The 17,807-nt window shown below is 60.2% G+C and carries 15 protein-coding genes and 1 tRNA gene; 2 read left to right on the top strand and 14 right to left on the bottom strand.

The genetic code is table 11. The annotated features are described in order from the left end of the window. Positions 1–48: 48 nt before the first annotated feature. Entirely contained in the window at positions 49–330 is a 282-nt protein-coding gene (locus V5N47_RS06640; protein WP_338730085.1) for a hypothetical protein, read from the bottom strand. Continuing rightward, a complete protein-coding gene (locus V5N47_RS06635; protein ID WP_338730084.1) occupies positions 331–4,011 on the bottom strand; it encodes an LAGLIDADG family homing endonuclease in 3,681 nt (1,226 codons plus the stop codon). It lies immediately after the preceding gene. 120 nt (positions 4,012–4,131) lie between these two features. Here V5N47_RS06635 and V5N47_RS06630 point away from each other — a divergent pair, with 120 nt between their 5' ends. Beyond that, positions 4,132–4,668: a GNAT family protein gene (locus tag V5N47_RS06630; RefSeq protein WP_338730083.1), complete on the top strand. Its 537-nt coding sequence runs from the start codon at positions 4,132–4,134 to the stop codon at positions 4,666–4,668. Here the strand turns inward: V5N47_RS06630 and V5N47_RS06625 are convergent. The 6 genes from V5N47_RS06625 to V5N47_RS06600 form a co-directional block, all read right to left on the bottom strand. Then, the gene (locus V5N47_RS06625) at positions 4,659–4,865 is read right to left on the bottom strand and encodes a hypothetical protein (protein WP_338730082.1); all 207 of its coding nucleotides are present in this window, start codon (positions 4,863–4,865) and stop codon (positions 4,659–4,661) included. The two genes, V5N47_RS06630 and V5N47_RS06625, sit on opposite strands and share 10 nt — an antisense overlap. A gap of 68 nt (positions 4,866–4,933) precedes the next feature. Beyond that, positions 4,934–6,013 (bottom strand): phosphotransferase, encoded by a 1,080-nt coding sequence (locus V5N47_RS06620; RefSeq protein ID WP_338730081.1) that lies wholly within the window; start codon positions 6,011–6,013, stop codon positions 4,934–4,936. Between the two features lie 152 nt (positions 6,014–6,165). Further along, positions 6,166–6,238 (bottom strand) — tRNA-Pro (locus V5N47_RS06615). Between the two features lie 66 nt (positions 6,239–6,304). Further along, positions 6,305–8,086: an SLC13 family permease gene (locus V5N47_RS06610; protein ID WP_338730357.1), complete on the bottom strand. Its 1,782-nt coding sequence runs from the start codon at positions 8,084–8,086 to the stop codon at positions 6,305–6,307. Positions 8,087–8,156: 70 nt separating this feature from the next. Continuing rightward, entirely contained in the window at positions 8,157–10,211 is a 2,055-nt protein-coding gene (locus tag V5N47_RS06605; RefSeq protein WP_338730080.1) for a DEAD/DEAH box helicase, read from the bottom strand. A gap of 38 nt (positions 10,212–10,249) precedes the next feature. Next, entirely contained in the window at positions 10,250–10,624 is a 375-nt protein-coding gene (locus V5N47_RS06600; RefSeq protein ID WP_338730079.1) for a cupin domain-containing protein, read from the bottom strand. An 82-nt stretch (positions 10,625–10,706) separates the two neighbouring features. Here V5N47_RS06600 and V5N47_RS06595 point away from each other — a divergent pair, with 82 nt between their 5' ends. Continuing rightward, positions 10,707–11,906 carry a CBS domain-containing protein gene (locus V5N47_RS06595; protein WP_338730078.1) on the top strand — a complete coding sequence of 400 codons (1,200 nt, stop codon included), beginning with the start codon at positions 10,707–10,709 and terminating at the stop codon, positions 11,904–11,906. Here V5N47_RS06595 and V5N47_RS06590 read toward each other — a convergent pair whose 3' ends face one another. The 6 genes from V5N47_RS06590 to acs form a co-directional block, all read right to left on the bottom strand. Next, positions 11,907–12,617: a competence/damage-inducible protein A gene (locus V5N47_RS06590; protein ID WP_338730077.1), complete on the bottom strand. Its 711-nt coding sequence runs from the start codon at positions 12,615–12,617 to the stop codon at positions 11,907–11,909. 103 nt (positions 12,618–12,720) lie between these two features. Next, positions 12,721–12,960: a hypothetical protein gene (locus V5N47_RS06585; RefSeq protein WP_338730076.1), complete on the bottom strand. Its 240-nt coding sequence runs from the start codon at positions 12,958–12,960 to the stop codon at positions 12,721–12,723. Further along, positions 12,960–13,421, bottom strand: a complete 462-nt coding sequence (locus tag V5N47_RS06580) for a universal stress protein (RefSeq protein ID WP_338730075.1) — start codon at positions 13,419–13,421, stop codon at positions 12,960–12,962. The genes V5N47_RS06585 and V5N47_RS06580 overlap by 1 nt, the downstream gene beginning before the upstream one ends. Positions 13,422–13,423: 2 nt before the next feature. Then, positions 13,424–15,103 (bottom strand): cation acetate symporter, encoded by a 1,680-nt coding sequence (locus V5N47_RS06575; protein WP_338730074.1) that lies wholly within the window; start codon positions 15,101–15,103, stop codon positions 13,424–13,426. Beyond that, positions 15,100–15,558, bottom strand: coding sequence for a DUF4212 domain-containing protein (locus V5N47_RS06570; protein ID WP_338730073.1), 459 nt, complete (start codon positions 15,556–15,558; stop codon positions 15,100–15,102). The genes V5N47_RS06575 and V5N47_RS06570 overlap by 4 nt, the downstream gene beginning before the upstream one ends. 61 nt (positions 15,559–15,619) lie before the next feature. After that, a complete protein-coding gene (gene acs / locus V5N47_RS06565) occupies positions 15,620–17,608 on the bottom strand; it encodes an acetate--CoA ligase (RefSeq protein ID WP_338730072.1) in 1,989 nt (662 codons plus the stop codon). Positions 17,609–17,807 lie beyond the last annotated feature (199 nt).

Below are 17,807 nucleotides of genomic sequence, written 5' to 3'. Positions count from 1 at the left end.
GGATATATAAAATCGTTGCGGGTTTCACGACACTCACAATGTCCGATATTACGAGGAATCGACCCGCTCTACCGTGAATGTGGACGCTTGTCCACCTAACTCTCCGATGCGCTCGCGGGCCTGTGCGCTCGACTCGGCGACCACGACAAGTCCATCCACTGCTGTATCTCCGGACGCTCGATAGGCGGCCAGTGAATTATCTGCAAATTCGGTCGCGTAGGTGCGCAACACGCCGCGGACGCGCTGTTCCATCGTCGCCAAATCCGTCTCGCCTTGCTCGAAGGCGGCGAGCGCGTCTTCGATGTTCCGCAGGGCAGAAATTCGGTCCATCTACGTCGTTCGGAGGTGGTCGGTGCGCGGTTCGTACACCTCGCCTTTCTGTTTTAACTTCTCGATTTCGTGTTCGGCCTTCGAGTGGTCCATCCCGATCTCCTCTGCGCGGTCTAACACCACGTCGATTGGCGCGCCGTCTTCGTACTCCTGTTCGATCTCGGCGATGAGGTTCTTGATGTTCTTCACGCGGTCGCGCTGGGTCTTCGAGCGCCCCGTCTCGACAACGTCCGCGTCGAACTGGCCGGTTTCTGGGTCAACCCCAATGTCCTGCAGGCACGACCGGACGAGTTCGATGACGCGGTCTGCGTCCTCTTCGTGGACCGTATCGGAGAGGCGAACCCGCGCGCTCGCCTCCGCGAGGCGCACCAACCCTTCGAGTTTCCGGGCGGTCACGGGCACGGGCGCGTCTTCGTCTGCGCCTTTCGCGCGCAGGTCAACGTAGAAATCGCGGATGGCCTGCTTTGCCTCGTCGCTCATCGTTGGATAACAGGTGCGCTTCGAGAACGCGATGTACTTGCGAAGCAACTCGGCATCGATGACCGGCGCGACCTCCTCGGTCACGTCGTTTACCTGCTGTTCGGTGAAGTTAGAGGAGTTGGTGTGCGTGCGGTGGGTGTGGAGTTCGCCAGCGTAGTTCGTCCGGATGATGTGTTCTGCGAGTTCCGTGTCCTTGTCGGCGTCCGGTTTGTCCGTCACCGTGAAGATGAGGTCGAACCGCGAGATGAGCGCCGGTTCGAGTTCGATTTGCTCGCCAATTGGCTCGTAGGGGTCAAAGCGTCCGTACTTCGGGTTCGCCGCCCCGAGCAGCGAACACCGCGACTTGAGCGTCGCGTTGATGCCCGCTTTCGAAACCGAAATGCTCTGCTGTTCGAGGGCTTCGTGCATCGCAGAGCGGTCTTCCGGTCGCATCTTGTCGAGTTCGTCCACCGCTGCAATCCCCTTGTCCGCGAGGACGAGCGCACCGGCTTCGAGCGTCCACTGCTGGCCGTCGCCGAAGTCGTCGCGCACTGCCGCGGCCGTGAGACCCGCAGAGGACGACCCTTTCCCGGAGGTGTACACCGAGCGCGGGGCGATGTTCCGGATGTACTGGAGCATCGCGGAGTTGTGCGATACAATGTTGTTCGTCAGGTAGTTGTGGGTTTCTTCGATTTCCAGGTCATACACCCAGTCGTACTCCGGCTCAACGGGTTCTATCGACTCAATTCGGTCCCAACGGATGTCTCCGTTTACGAGGTCTTTGAGAGCAGCTATGTCGTCAGCAACAGCCAGCCCACTCTTGATTCGCTCTTCTATGACGTCGCGGGCCTCGGTTACATAGCCACCGTCTGAAACGACTTCGTTACGCTCGTGAAGGCTCACTGTCCGCTGTGACACACCCACGTGGTCAGCAATTGCCTGCTGGGAGATGTTCACGTCTTGCCGTGCGTTTTTAACGGTTTCCCATTCGGGTTGCACCGTTTCACTGAGTGTTTGCAGTTCGTTCAGTCGGGTTTCAAACGCCGCGATGACGAGCCGAAGCGTGTCACGTCCGGGATTGCGGTCGCCACGTTCGTAGTGCTGGTAGGTTGACCGAGGAACACCACAGTCGAACTGCGACAGTGCTAATGCGTTACGTATTTCCTGTAGTTTGTCTCCAATATCCGGAATTACATCGACGTTGGTATTCTCTGGTACGTCGGTAAATGCCTGTGATGCAACGGTTTTTCGCTCGGTTACGAACCCAACTAGTTCAACGTACTCACTGAAGTCCGAACCGCCGACTCGGAGCCGGTAACTCCCGTTGTGTCGTGATTTCAGGTGAGCGCGAATACCAATCGACGCGAGCAACGACTTCACACCCTCTAAAAGCTCACGACTCATCGAACTGACCGTAATCTCTCGTTGCGTGGCTGAGACGTGACCTTCAGCCTCGATATAGGCTTTCAGGAACGCTGCTTTCACCTCTGGACTTGTGCTGAATAGCGCCTGTGGAACGCGCTGTTCGGCAGATCGTTTGAGGATGGCGGGCTCCAGATCTTCGAGGAAGCTTACAAACTCACTAGCTGAGCAGACAACTTCTTGCGCCTGTTTGTCCGGCCGCCCTTCACGTTCAGACCACGTCAGTCCCAATCGCTCGAATCCGTCAGCAATGTCATCGAGAATCTCGCGGTCGTTGTTCGTGATGGTGACAGAGCCGCTGTTCTCGTCATTTCGGTACACATGTCCTTCTGCTATGATGTAGCCGATGAGTCGCGCAAGTGAAGGCGTCCACGTTTCTGGGAGGGAAAGACGCACGGCATTGTTCGCTCTCGACCGTCGATACTCGACAGAAAGCCTATCGTCCCACGTGGTCGGAATATGCCGAGGTGTCGCGATAAATTGCCCTTCGGAGAGCATTTCAGCCTTGCGAGCTGAGAATCTGCCGTCCGATTGGACAAACAGTGGGTGAGACGGGGTCACCTCTATCTCGCTTCCGCTCGCGGTTTGGATTCGATACATCCGATCAGGTGCTTCGCGCTTCCAGACTTTCGTGGCTCGCTTTTGAGTTAGGGTTCCGTCTATATCGACCGAAGGTACTGGAAAATCAACCTCTTGATACACGCCATCGTCAATTGGTTTCGGGTTCGTGAGATTTGATTCGACTAGCTCTCGAATCGCGACCTCTGAACCGTCTGCGAGCGTGACTTTTGTATCGCCTTTGACGCACTTACCAGTCCCCGGGTCACCAATGAGGAGCATGTGCAGGTCGCCGCGGATGCGCGACCCATCGGGCAGGTGCTTGGTCACCCCTGAGAACAACTGGAGAATCATCGCGAGTTTCTCTTGGTCGTAGCCGAAAATCGAGGGCGCAATCGAGCCGACCATCTTGTCGTAAATCTCTGCGTCCTGCGAGAGTTCAATGATGGCTTTCTTGTCCTCTTCAGTGATGTCCATGTCCTCGAACTGCTCGTCTTCGATGACGATGGAACTGCCCTCCATGTACACGTCGAACATCGGGGATTTCTCTTGGTTGTTCCCCTGCTGTTCTAAGTGTAAAATCCCCGTGACGCGGACGTGGTCGCCCGCCGTGACCTTGCCCGTGATGTCGTCTTCGATGTGGATGTCGATGCTCTGGGGGGTCTCACCGCCGCGCAGTCCCTCTGGGCTTTCCTGTACCCGGAGCTTCTGGGCGTCGATGAACTCAGACTGGTCGAAGTTGATGGAAAACGGTCCCTGTCGTTCACAGCCCTGACACTCGTGGGGTTCCTGAAAATCCCCGCCCGCTTGCTGGATGAACGACAGCGTCCCACAGCGCAGACACTCGAAGGCGGCTTCCTGAATCTTCGGCCGCACGTCGGTTGCCTTGCGGACGATGCCCTGCACCGCGATGAGCCGCCCGCGATGCCGTGCCCGAATCTTCCGGATGTCCGTCGCCTCCGGGAGGTTTCGGATGCGGATGTGCGCCCGGCCAAGGCCCACGTCCACCGGCAAGTCGTACATCCGCAGCGCCTCTTCTGCGTACTGCTGGAGCTGACCCGGTTGTGACCGGTAATCGTCTGCGAGGTCTGGGTCGAAGCGATAGAGGTCTTGATAGTCGAGATACAGCGACCGCTGCTCGTTTGGGTACTTCTGTGCGAGTTCCCCGATTGCGTCGCGGTAGTAGTTCCGGTAGAACTCTTCGAATCTGTCTATGAGCTCTGCGTTTTCCGCGTGCGCCATTCAACTGAAATGTACCCCACCATCGGCTAAGTAGTTTGGCAAAGGGCGGACTGAAAGTGAACCTCACCCGGGCGAATCACTATATATTAAGCCGACCTCGCCACATGCAGTGATTCGTTGATGCCCGGCCCTGCCTTTCTCTCCGGTGACACCGTCTCGTTGCACACCGTCTCGCGCGCAGACCTCTATTTCATCCAACAACACGCGAACGACCCCGCAGTCTGGCACTCGCTCGCCAAAGCCGAACCCGTAAACGAGTTACAGGAAGAACAGTGGTACGAGTCGTGGAGCGACGGCGACGATGTTCGGCTCCTCATCTGCACGGACGGTGACCCGGTTGGCTTCATTAGCCTCAGCAACTTCGACAGAGTCCACGGCTCCGGCCAACTCGGCTACTGGATTGCGCCCGACCACTGGGGCAACGGCTACGCCACCGAGGCCGTCTCGCTTCTCACCGACTACGGGTTTGGCCACCGTCGCTTGCACAAACTCATCGCCTACGTCTACGAGTTCAACGAGGGGTCGAAACGCGTGCTCGAAAAACTCGGTTTCCAGCAGGAAGGCCTGCTCCGCGACGGCGGCTTCATCGACCACGAGTACGTCGATTTACTGGTGTACGGGGTGCTCGAAGACGAATGGCGAGCGGCTCAGGACTGACTCGCACGCCCACCCGTCTCAAGCCCGACTCTGTATGATTTGAGCGTATAGTAGCCAATGCCAGCGACGAACACCACTGTCAGCACCCAGACGTAGAAGTTCACCACGAACAGCATCGTGACAGTGACCAACACCACGAGAATGGCGACCAGCGAGATGAGCACATCGAGTCGAATGAGAAGGTCTGGGTCTGTCATAGGTTGAGTTCCCTCTCTCTCAGAATAAGTATGCAGTAATTTCGCAGAGGACGACCGACCTCTCCTGTTCAGAGATACTGCTCGACGAACGCCCGGTGCTCTGTGGCCCGCTGGTCGCGCTCCTCACTCGACGCATCCTGATACCAGAGCGGAAGACAGGCCATCGCGCCCAACCGAGTGGTGAGGCGGTACACCTCCATCCGCGCGCGGAGTGCCTCGTCGAACTCCCACCCATCGCGCGCCTCGGCGTAGGCGGTTCTGAACGTCTCCCGGTGGGTGTCCGTCCGTTTCGCGCCATCTGTCTCCGGGCTCAACAGATAGAACTCCGTTTGTGCGAGGTTGTACGCGGGTTCAGCCGCCGAGAGGTTTGCCCAGTCGAGGACGGCCTTCGTCTCGCCCGTCTCCGTGTCGATGAGCAGATTCCCGAAGCGATAATCCCAGTGACAGTAGGTCGGTTGCTCGGGTGGCGACATCTCCTGAATCGCCTCTCGGAGATGCGCTCTGAGCCCGGGCACGAGGTCTGCAAAGCGCGTCGGCTGCTCTGCGAGATCCGGGAAAAAGCCGCCCTCGGTCAGACTGTCGAGCGTTTCCTCACTCTCGGCCAGCACTTTATCTCGAAAATCGTCGTAGCGCGGCTGGTCGTCCGTGTCCAGAACGGCCAGCTCCCCGTCCTGGACTCCAACCTTTCCCGCACCGTCGAGCGGCCCGAGTTCGTGGAGTTGTGCGAGATTCTCTCCTGCCTCTCGCAAAACCGTCTGGCGTACGTCGAACGACAGGTCTGCTGCCCGTCCTTCGTCGTTCTCCCCTTCGACGTACTCCATCAGATAAAACGGCGTGGGGTACGTCTCGTGGTAATCACAGTAGCCAAACACTGTCGGAACAGGGATGGTCGTTTCGCGCCCCATCAGTGCGAGCAACCGCGGTTCCGCCCTCGCGATGACGGGCGCGACGAAATCCGCCGTTGTTGCCTTGAGCACGACCGACCGGCGTTCTGCTGGTGTTTTCACAGCGAGTTTCGCGACAAAATCAGTGCCGTGAGCGCTGCGCTCGACCGACACAACCTCCCAGTTTGGCTTTAGCGCATGCACCATCCCACGCACCGCAGTTTCCGAGACTTCCGCAGAATTGTCACCCATCGCTGTCGTCATACGGCTTCTCTCGATTCAATGTGTAGAAGTTTTGTGGTGATAGGGTTGGAGTTCACCCGGATTTGAACCACGGTCGCTCGCTCTCGCTCTCTGCTTCAAATCCGCGGCTCATCAGAAGGCTCTCGCTCGCCAATTTGCTCGCGAGAGAATTATGGGACCACCCGGATTTGAACCAGGGTCACAGCGTCCCAAACGCTGAAGGATACCAAGCTACCCCATGGTCCCGCAATACAGGCTTATCGGCAGCAGTTGTAAAGGGTTTCGTTATGCGTCGGGCGATTAGCGGGTGGTTCACACGCCCCAAATCATGTAGATGCCCACCGTCGTCACGACCGCGAACACGAGTTGGAGGGGCGTCCCGATTTTCACGTAGTCCATGAACTTGTAGCCGCCCGGCCCGTAGACGAACAGGTTCGTTTGATACCCAACGGGCGTCATGAACGCCGTCGAGGCGGCGAACGTCACCGCGAGCACGAACGAAAAGGCGTTCGCGTCGAGGTCGCCTGCGGCCTGAATCGCAACCGGAATCATGAGCACGACGCTCGCGTTGTTACTGATAATGTTCGTCAGCAACGCCGTCCCGATGTAGAACACCGCAAGCACGCCAATCGCGGGCAGCACGTCTGCGGACATCACGATGAGGTCTGCGAGCAGCTTCGCCGCGCCGGTACGTTCCATGGCGATGCCGAGTGGAATCACGCCCGCAAGCAGGAAGATGACGTCCCACTGCACCGCTTCGTACACCTCGGGCGGGCGGAGACAGCCGGTTGCGACCATCGCAATCGCCCCGCCGAGTGCCGAAACGACGATGGGAACCACGCCGAGGGCGGCGAGCGCGACGACGCCGGTCACAATACCCACAGCTATCGGAATCTTCGACTCGCGGTAGTCAGGCCGCTCGACCTCCTGGGCGATGATGAAGTTTCGATTCCGACTGAGACGGTTGATGCTCTCGGCGGTCGCCTGCACGAGCAGCGTGTCACCCACGCGCAGCGGCGAGTTGTCCATGCGCTGGCGAATGACCTCGCCACCACGTCGCACGGCGAGCACGGTGGCGTCGTAGCGCTGGCGGAAGTTCGCCGTCGAGAGCGACTCGCCGACGAGCGCAGACGAGGGCGCGATGACGACTTCGATGAGGTTGCGCCCTTCGCCGATTTTCTCAAGTTCCTCGTCGGTGACTTTGATCTCTGGGAGGAGGTCTAACCCTTCTGCGTCAATCAGTTGGACGAGCGTCCGGCGGTCGGTACGCACCGCGAAAATATCTCCCGCCTGAATCATCTTCGGGCCGAGCGGTTCTAAGAAGACGGCGTCGTTGCGAATTAGCTGAATCAAGTCAACGTCGAAGTCGGTCTCTTTGAGCGCTTCTTGCACCGTCTGGCCGACGATTGGTGAGTCCTCCCGGACGACCACTTCGGTCAGGTACTCGGCCATCTCGTACTCTTCGGTGAGGTCTTCTTCCGGTTTGATGCGCTCTGGGAGCAGAAATCGCCCGATGGTGAGCAAGTAGAGTACGCCAACCACGGTCACAATTGCCCCCAGTTGCGTGAACTCGAACATCGTAAACGGCCGGTCGAGCAGTCGCGCAGACAGGTCTGAGGCGAGGATGCTCGTCGACGTCCCAATCAGGGTCAACATCCCGCCGAACATCGAGGCATACGAGAGCGGAATCAGGAGTTTCGACGGCGAGGTGCGCCCTTTGTGCGCTAAATCCGTCACCATCGGGAGGAGAATCGCCACGGCCGCAGTGTTGTTGATGAACCCCGAAATCGGGCCGACGATGCCGACCGTCGCGAACAGTTGTCGGCTCTCGCTCTCGCGGGTGTACCCCCCAATCCACGCCCCGAGCATCTGGATGACGCCGGTTTGCTGGATGCCGTAACTCAGAATGAACATCGCAAGGACGGTCACGGTTGCGGGGCTCGCAAAGCCGGAAAGCCCGTCTTCTGGGGTGATGCCAGTCACCGGCCCAAGTACCATCAGCGCGACCATGATGCCGATTGCGGTGATGTCGACGGGAACGGGCTCGGTCGCAAACAGAACGAGTGCGACGAGGATGATGGCAAAAACCACCATGGCTTCCGGTGTCAACGCTGAAAGTACCACACCCCTATGTCATGTGCAATTGGGAAAAAGAGTGCGGTCGTCAGGATTCCGGGTCGCGCAACTCGATGTTCGCCACGATTGCTGACGGATTGAGGCCCTTTCTGATCCCATCTAACATGATGAACGCCTCGTCCGGCGAGAGGAAGTGACGCGCCACCGCCCGCCCGAGGGGTGTCGGTTCGAACCCGTCGATGAACTTATACTGCAACAGTTTGCCAATCGCGTGTTTCGTTGGAATGTCGCCGAGCATGCGGTCGTTCAGCCGCTTTGCTCCCTTCCCGGCGACGACGAGGTTCGCAAGCGTCTCCTCGACGGCCGCATCCTCGTCGTACGGTGTTTCGACGGGTTCCATCTCGTCTTTCAAGAGTGTGAAGGCGACTTCGTCCTCGGAGCGTTCCATGCTGCCGTGGTAGGAGCCATCCGGTTCGACGAGCAGGTACACCACGCCCTTGTCGTGGTAATCCGGTCGGCCGGCACGGCCGAGCATCTGGTGGAACTCCTGTACTGAGAGCCACTCGATGCCCATGGCGAGCGAGTCGAAGATAACCTGCGAGGCCGGGAAGTCAACCCCCGCCGCAAGCGCCGCGGTCGTGACCACGGCGGCCAACTCCTGCTCTGCGAACAGCTTTTCGACCTTCTTGCGGCGCTTGTAGTCGAGTCCCGCGTGGTACGGCGCGGCGTTGTATTCCAGTTTCCGCGTAATCTCGTGACAGCGTCGCCGCGAGTTGGTGAAGATAATCGTCTGCCCGCGATAGCCTTTCGAGGATTTGGTGTCGAACGCTCGGCGCACCAGTTTGTTCTCGATGCGCGGCTTTTCAGCCCCCGACGCGAACGTGACGTGGCGCTCGATGGGAACCGGCCGCTCTTCGAACTCGATGAGCGTCGCCCGCAAGCGTTTAGCGAGCCACTTCGGATTCCCGACGGTCGCAGACAGGTAAATCCACTGCGCGCCTCCGTACGACTTTTTGCGTTTTGCGCGCTGGTCGCAGTAGTACTTCAGCCGGGAGATGAGGCCATCGAGGCGGTGGCCCCGACCTTCGTCTTCTAGCATGTGGACTTCGTCGATGACAACCGTCCCGATGTCGCCCAAGTCCTTGCCCGTCCGCAGCGCGTGGTCGATGCCTTCGTAGGTGCCGACGATGACGTCCGCGTTCGGGTCGAAGCGATTACCATTATCCTGCACCCTGCTCGCGCCAACGCGAATCGTGACCTTCCCGAGGTGGCCGTAGCGCTTCTTGAAGTCCTCGTGTTTCTGGTTTGCAAGGGCAACGAGGGGGACGAGAAACAGTAGCTTCCCCTTGTTGTTGAGGTGGTTGTTGATGCCCGCCATCTCGCCGATGAGCGTCTTTCCTGTCGCAGTTGCGCTCACGACGAGTTGGTCGTTGCCGTCGAGCAGGCCGTTTTTCACCGACAGACTTTGCACTGGTAGCAGCGTTTCGAACCGGTCTGTGAGCAGGTTCTTGATGCCCGGATGCAGCTTGAGCGACGCTGTTTTGACCGGATTTACGTCCTCGACAGTGGCCGAAATCTCGTCGAATTTAGTGAGGTCGGGGTCTAAGTTCCCCTTCAGGAGATTCGTGATCCGCTCTAAGTTCTGTACTGAGAGGAGGAGTTCTTCGAGGCGGTCAACGGCCGTCGCGGTCAGCTCGCCTTGGAAGGAGAGTTCGCGCTCTAGCTCGCGTTTCGCACACTCTGGACAGATGTGCTCGCGGTCGGTTTCGATGGCCGTCTCGCTCGTGAGCGGCGAATAGCGTCCCTCACCGGCGCAGATGCGGCAGGTGCGAACCCGTTTGGCGTCGAGTTGGTAGCCGTCGAGCATCTCCGTCAGCTCCGAGACGGCGTGCGGTGAGGACTGCTCAGAGATGCGAATACGTGTGGCTCGCCGGGCGATTTCAACGAACTGGTCGGGGCTGCGTGGCTCTTCGCTGGAGTTGCGAATCACCCGAAAGCGGGCGGGTCTGGGGCCTGCATTCGTCTCCTTGAGTTCGAGTCGGGCGCGAAACACCCGCTCGCCGTCGCGTATGACGGAGACGAGATAGTAGTCGCCAATCTCGTGGAGGAACAGCGTGTCGACCCGGGCGAGCTGCTGTGACACGGTCGAATGTACGCAGGCCCGGGTACTTCAGTCACTCGCTACTCGGTGAGGGAGATGGTGTCGTCGCCGTTTGGCACCGCACAGAGGAACGCCCCCGGTTCGTCGCCCTCGTTTCTGTACCAGTGAACCGTTCCGGCCGGAATCAACAGCGAATCGCCCGCAGCGACGGTGTACTCCTCGTCACCGATGCCAACGACGTACTCGCCTGCTAAGACGTACTGCTCGTGTTCGACCTCGTTCGTGTGTTTCGGGACGCTCGCGCCGGGGTCGAGCGTGAACCGGCGGATGGCGAAGTGCGGCGCACCCTCCGCCTCGCTGATGAGGACGCCTTTTGCCATTCCGTCTGCGGCTCCGACAGGTTCGTAGGTGATGTCTTCGGCGCGGCGGACGAGTGGCGATGGGTGGGCTGTCATATCCCTCTCTACCCGCGCCTGCGAGATAAGAATTGGTCACACCGCACGCGCTCTTAAGGGGCTTGCACACTTACTCCCTGCCATGCGAAGTTTTCAGATCGGGCGGCTGTTTGGCATTCCGATCAAACTCGACCTGACATTCCTGCTGGTACTTCCGGTGTTCGCGTGGCTCATCGGGACGCAGGTCGGACTGTGGACAGGGACGCTGAACAGCCTTTGGGGGACGGCCATCGACCCCGCAAACCTCGACGGACCGCAGCTGCCGTGGATTCTCGGCGCGGTGAGCGCTATTGGCCTGTTCGTCGGCGTCGTCCTCCACGAACTCGGCCACTCGCTCGTCTCCATGCGGTTTGGGTACCCCATCGAGTCTATCAAACTCTGGTTGCTCGGCGGGGTTGCCCAACTCACCGAGATGCCGGAGGACTGGAAACAAGAACTCCTCATTGCGATTGCCGGCCCTATCGTCAGCATCGCACAGGGCGTCATATTCTATCTCGTTCTCACCCTCATCCCCGGCTTCAGCGACCCTGTTAAGTTCGTCGTTGGCTACCTCGCACTCACCAATTTCGCGCTCGCGGCGTTCAACCTCTTGCCGGGCTTTCCGATGGACGGCGGGCGCGTCCTCCGTGCCCTCCTCGCGCGCAATCGCCCCTACGCCCAAGCCACCCGCATCGCCGCCGAGGTGGGTAAGGCGTTCGCCATCTTCCTCGCCCTGATTGGCCTCTTTGGTGGCGGTGGCATCTTCATGGTCGCCATCGCGTTTTTCATCTACATCGGCGCGTCCTCAGAGAGCCAGCAGATGACGATGAAGGCCGCCTTCGAGGGCGTCCGCGTGAGCGACATCATGACGCCGAAAAATCGCGTCGATTCGGTGAGTCCAGACAACTCTGTCACGGAACTGCTCCGGCGGATGTTCGAAGAACGCCACACGGGCTACCCCGTCATGCGAAACGGCGACCTCGTCGGCATGGTCACGCTCTCTGATGCCCGCGAAGTGAAGGAAGTCGAACGCGACGCCTACACGGTGTCCGATGTGATGAGCGACGACCTCCACACGATTTCGCCCGAAAGCAACGCCTTAGACGCCCTCCAGATGATGCAACAACACGGCATCGGCCGCCTGCTCGTCGTTGACGAGGTGGGCACGTTCCACGGCCTCATCTCGCGGACCGACCTCATGACTGCCTTCGACATCATCCAGTCGAGCGGGCCAACGCAGGTGAGTCCCGGCCGGTCTGCGGGCAACCCACCGTCGCAGATGTTCGACGACCCCTCCCAGTAATCAGGCCGTCTCGATTTCTTCGCGCAACCACGCCGCCGCCGCGTCGAGCGCGTCTTCGTCCGTTCCCCTGAGCTTCAGCCGATTTTGGCCTTCGTTGCGGTTCGGATAACACCCAACTGCGACCCCAAATTTGTCTCTGACCGCAGCCAGCACCGTGAGCAACTGTCCTTCCGGTGTTGGCGTGTAGAGCGTCCGCGTCTGCATTTCTCCTGAAAACTCGGCTGCGACCTGTTCGAACATGGCTTTCATCTCAGCGGGGATGCCGGGGACGGCGTAGACGTTTTTGACGACACACCCGGGTGAGAGTCCGGCGTCGTTTACGAGCACCCGCGAACCGGCCGGTATCGACGCCTCTGCGCTCGCATCGATATCCAAGTCAGGATATTTGTCGGCTATCGCCGCGAGACGCGCTTCAACGGCGGCTAGGGCGTCGTCGTTCACTTCAAGGTCGCGGCCGAACGCGCGGGCGAGACTCGCCATCGTCACGTCGTCAGGCGTTCCGCCGAGGCCGCCGGTCACGATGACGGCGTCGAAGGCGTCGCTGTACTCGCGAATCTGCGAAGCAATCACGTCTTCGTCGTCCGGGACGACGAGAATCCGCACGACTGAGACGCCTCGTTCGCCCAACTGGCGGGCCAGCCACGAGGCGTTCGTGTTGTCGATGTCGCCGGCGAGGAGTTCGTCGCCAACGGTCAACAGTGCGACTTGCATACCCACATCTGGTCCGGCGAGCGGTTAAGCGGTCTGGGGAACCTGCCAGCAAACCCCTTCGGTTCCAGTGGAGAATGCGGCCGAAAAAGCGAGAGTGTGGTGGTTACTGCTTCTGTTTTGCGACCGAGAGCGAGGCGAAAAAGCCGAAGTAGGCAATCACGCCGGAGAGCAGGCACAACTGATAGGCCCACTCCGGACCCTGCAGCACGTCGAATAGGATGGTCACGCCGGTGACCCAGCACAGCGCGAACGCGAGGTCAACGACCATCCCGTCGCGGTGGTTCTGGACGTGGTTTCGGACGGTGGCGAGGAGCCCACCGTTTGCCGTGACGTCCTCGCTCATCAGTCGTCACCTCGTTCGTCAACGACGAGTACGGGTCGGTGCGTCGTTCGAAGGACGCGCTCGGTGACACTCCCGAGGAGCGCCCGCTTGACGCCAGACCGGCCGTGGCTGCCCATCGCGACGAGGTCGATGTCGTTTGCCTCAGCATAGCCAGCGATGACATCGTGCGGTGCGCCGACGCGCACCTCTTCGTGGACGGAGACGTCGTGGTCTGCGGCCGCCGCGGCGACGGCTCCGGTCGCCTTGTCTGCCTTCTCTTGCAGTTCGGTCATCTCGCCGAAGTTGCCCTGCGTGATGCGGTCTACCTGTTCGGTGCCGAGTCCGAAGTTCACGGCGTCGATGTCGACGACGTACAGGGCGTGGAGTTGGGCACCGTACGTAGCGGCGAGGTCAACGGCGTGGGAAACCGCAACGTTCGCTGTGTCGCTTCCGTCGGTCGGGATGAGGATGTTCTCGTACATTGTTAGTCGTCAGCGGGCGTTTTGCCACCGCTGTTCGAGACGATGTCTTCTGCGCTTTGTTGGCGACCCATTGGCTCTGGGCTATGACACTGACGAACCATCCGCTTGGTCTCAAGTGGCGGCTCTGGGGTTACCAGCGAGACGGCGATGGTGACGAGGAAGACGAGTGGCGTGCCGACCAGTGCGGCCCCAATCGGGGGCACGTACTGGGCGTAAATTGGGATGAGCGCCTGCCCGGAGCCACCGGCGATGTCGGCAAGGAACGGCACGTAGGCGGGCAACACGCTGTTGATAATCGACGTTATCCAGAGGAGCAGCCCGACGGTCATCCCGGCGAGTGCGCCCTCTCTGTTCGTGTTCTCCCACCAGAGTCCAAGGAAGAACATCGGGAACAACACGGTTCCAGCGAGCGAGAACGCGTACGCGACGAGTTCGCCGATGAGCGCCGGTGGGTTGAACGCGGTCACGGTCACGAGCGCGCCGATGCCGATGATGGTTGCGCGACCAATGAGCACCTGTTGGCGCTGGGTCGCATCCTTGTTGATGAGTTCTGCGTAGATGTCGTGTGCAACGGCTGACGATGCCGTGATGAACAGCCCGGCGGTGGTCGCAATCGCGGCGGCCATCGCACCGGCGGCCACGAGGCCGACGAACCAGCGCGGGAGGTTTGCGAACTGTGCAGCGAGGACGACGATGACGTCACCCTCTGCGCCGGACATCGCCTGTGAACCGCTGAAGACAGCATCAGGCGAGATGTTGTTTACTTGTGCGAAGAGGTCGACGCCGAACGCCGCCATTGCGGGCGCAGCCCAGTACAGCAGGAGGATGAAGAATAGTCCCCACACGGTCGACCAGCGGGCGGTTCGTTCGCTTTTGACGGTGTAGAATCGCACGAGGACGTGTGGCAGGCCACAGGTGCCGAAGATGAGCGAGAAGGCCGTCGCGACCCAGATGTAGTAGGAGGCGTTCTGGAATGGTGCCGAGAACTCCCGGCCGAGGTCGTTGATGAGCATCCCGTACTCGATCTGCGGAAGAATCGTCGAGTAGCCCTGTGTGAACCCGACGACGTACACGCCCGCGAGGAACGCGATGATGAGGATGACGTACTGGACGGCCATGTTCTTCGTCGCGCCCAGCATCCCCGAGAGCGCGAGATAGCCCACGGTGATGGTCATCATCACAACGATCATCGGGATGATGTCGAGGCCGAAGACGTACTGGCCAACCAGTCCCATCCCGCGGGCCTGTCCGACCGAGTAGACGTACGCGATGAGGAGCGTCGTAAACGCCGCGAGCGCACGGGCTGTCGGCGAATTGAACCGGTCTGCGACGAAGTCAGGTGCCGTGTACTTCCCGAACCGGCGCATCTGCGCGGCGAGGAAGATGAGCAGGACGAAGTAGCCAGTTGTCCAGCCAACGATGAACGCGAGGCCGTAAAAGCCAGCCAGTGCGACCAGTCCGGCGAGGCCGAGATAGGACGCCGCGGACATCCAGTTGGCACCGATTGCCATCCCGTTCTCGATGTTCCCGATTCCACGGCCAGCAACCCACATCCCCTCAGTGTCCGCCACTTTGAAGATGTAGCCGATGACGAGGAACGACGCCATCATCAGGAAGACGATGATGGCCGGAACGAGCTTGAACGAGATATCGAGCGCTTCTGCTTGCAGTGGCAGTATCATTGGTCTACCCCTCCATCAGCAGCCTTTGCGTCGCTTTTCTGGCCACTTTTCGTCTGTCCAGCCCCCGTAGTGCTGTGTTCGATACCATACTTCTCGTCGAGTTTGTCCCGCTGGCGAGCGTAGACGGCCGCGAGGATGAGCGCGCCCGTCGGCGCGCCGAAGGCGATGAGGAAGTAGTGCAGCGGGAAGCCGAGAATCGGCATCGTCGCTGTCATCGCGTCGGGGGCGAGTGCCGTCGCCGTCACTGGGCCGAAGACGATGAGCGCCCAGATGGCGAAACTGGTCCAGACCACTCTGAGGTGGTCTCGCATGAACGGGGTGCTCGGTTTCAGGAGGTTCACCTCCTCGTTTAGGTAGTTCGTGTTTCGGTGTTTCCGTGCAGCCTGCGTGAGTGTCCCGCCATCGGGTTCGACCCGCGGCGAGTCCGCTGTATCATGTGTGTCTGTTTCTTGCATGGATGGGTTGTGCGCTGTGGTCGTGTGAGCTGATTGTGTGTGAAAAAGGTCGACTGGTCAGTCAGTCGTCCTGCACTTTCGCCGCGATGTCAGAGACGATTTCCGGATTTCTGAGCGTCGACGTGTTTCCGAGTTCGTCACCGTTTGCGATGTCCTCAAGCAAGCGGCGCATAATCTTCCCCGAGCGCGTTTTTGGCAACTCGGGCGTGAAAACAACCTGCTCTGGACGGGCGATTGGGCCGATGGCGGTGTTGACACCTTCAACGATGCGCGCTGCCATCTCGTCGTCACCCTCGTAGCCGTCTTCGGTGATGACGTAGGCGTAGACGGCCTCGCCTTTCACGTCGTGGTGGCCGCCGACGACTGCTGCCTCTGCGACGCCTTCGACGCCGACGATAGCCGACTCAATCTCCATCGTCCCGAGGCGGTGGCCGGAGACGTTGATAACGTCGTCGACGCGGCCGAGGACGGTGATGTAGCCGTCTTCAGAAATCTTCGCGCCGTCTTCGGGGAAGTACACCCAGTCGTCCGGGTCGTCGCTGTCTACGTCAGAATAGGTGCGCCAGTACTCGTCGATGTAGCGTTCGTCGTTGCGATACAGCGTCCGGAGCATGCCGGGCCACGGTTTGTTCACCGTGAGATAGCCCGCGCGGCCGGGTTCGACCTGCTCGCCTTCGTTGTCCACAATACGCACGTCGAGGCCGGGAAGCGGCGGCCCGGCAGACCCGGGCGACATCTCAGAGACACCGGGCAGCGTCGTAATCATCATGCCGCCGGTCTCGGTCTGCCACCACGTGTCCACGACGGGACACGCCTCGTCGCCGATGTGTTTGTAGTACCACTTCCACGCGCGTGGGTTGATGGGTTCACCGACCGTCCCGAGCAACCGCAGCGACGAGAGGTCGTGACGTTCTGGATACTCTGCGCCCCACTTCATGAACGCGCGAATCGCCGTCGGCGCGGTGTAGAGCTGATTTGCTTCGTACTCTTCGACAATCTCCCACAGCCGGTCTTTGTCCGGGTAATCAGGGGTGCCTTCGTACATCATCGTCGTCGTCCCGAGCGCGAGCGGGCCGTAGACGATGTACGAATGGCCGGTAATCCAGCCGATGTCCGCGGCGCAGAAGAAGGTGTCTTCGGGCTTGATGTCGAGGACGGCTTGTCCGGTCCACGACGCCCACGAGAGGTAGCCACCGGTGGTGTGTTTGACCCCCTTTGGCTGGCCCGTCGTTCCTGAGGTGTACATCAGGAAGAGCATGTCCTCTGCGTCCCGGGCGACGGGTTCGACGGTTGCGCCTTCCTGCGCGCTGACGAGGTCGTCGTAGTCGTGGTGGGACTCTGCGAGCGGGTGGTCGTAGGCGTCGCCGAGCCGGTCTACGACGACGGTTTCGACGCCGTGTTCGACGCCCGAAAGCCCCTCGTCGGCTTTCGCCTTGTGCTTGAGGGGGTCGCCCCGACGGTAGTAGCCATCACACGTGATGAGGTACTCCGAATCTGCGGCGTTCATCCGGGTGGCGAGGGCGTCGGCCGAGAAGCCCGCGAAGACGACGCTGTGTGGCGCGCCGATTCGCGCACACGCGAGCATCGCAATCGGCAACTCGGGAATCATCGGCATGTAGAGGGTGACAACGTCGTCTTCTTCGACGCCGAGGTCTCTGAGTGCGGCGGCGAACTCGTTTACCTCGCGGTGTAACTCCCGATAGGTGTAGGTACGATTTTCCTCGTCCGTTGGTTCGCCAATCCACTCGATGGCGGCTTCGTCGCCACGGGTATCGAGATGTCGGTCGAGGCAGTTTGCAGCGGCGTTGAGCGAGCCGCCCGTGAACCACTCGAAAAACGGCGGGTTCGAGTCGTCGAGAACGGTATCGTAGGGGTCATCCCAATCGAGGAGCGCCGCCGCCTGCTCCCAGCACCCGGGCCAGGTCTCTTCGAACTCCTCGTAGATGCCCTCGTCTGCGACGTTCGCTTGCGCGACGAACGATTCAGGCGGGCTGAATCGCTCTTGTTCTGCCAACCGAGCCTCCAGTTCGGCGTCTGTATCGTGCGACATGGTGAGCCGAGTTGACAAGCTACACGTTCCCCTATAAGTGGTGTAACTAACTATCCTAATTGTTCATATACGGCCGGGAGGGACGCTCTCGCGGTTGTTTTGGCGAGTGTGGTGCCTTGCCGCCACAGCCCACCCATCGCGCACGCTGTCGCGTCTCTAAATAATTAGTGTCTGTCCGAACACGAGTTGAAATAAAGTC

It is taken from the genome of Haladaptatus sp. DJG-WS-42 (assembly GCF_037198285.1).
GTDB lineage: Archaea > Halobacteriota > Halobacteria > Halobacteriales > Halococcaceae > QDMS2.
Note: the sequence above shows the minus strand (reverse complement) of the source record. Positions and strands in the feature narration are given on the sequence as shown.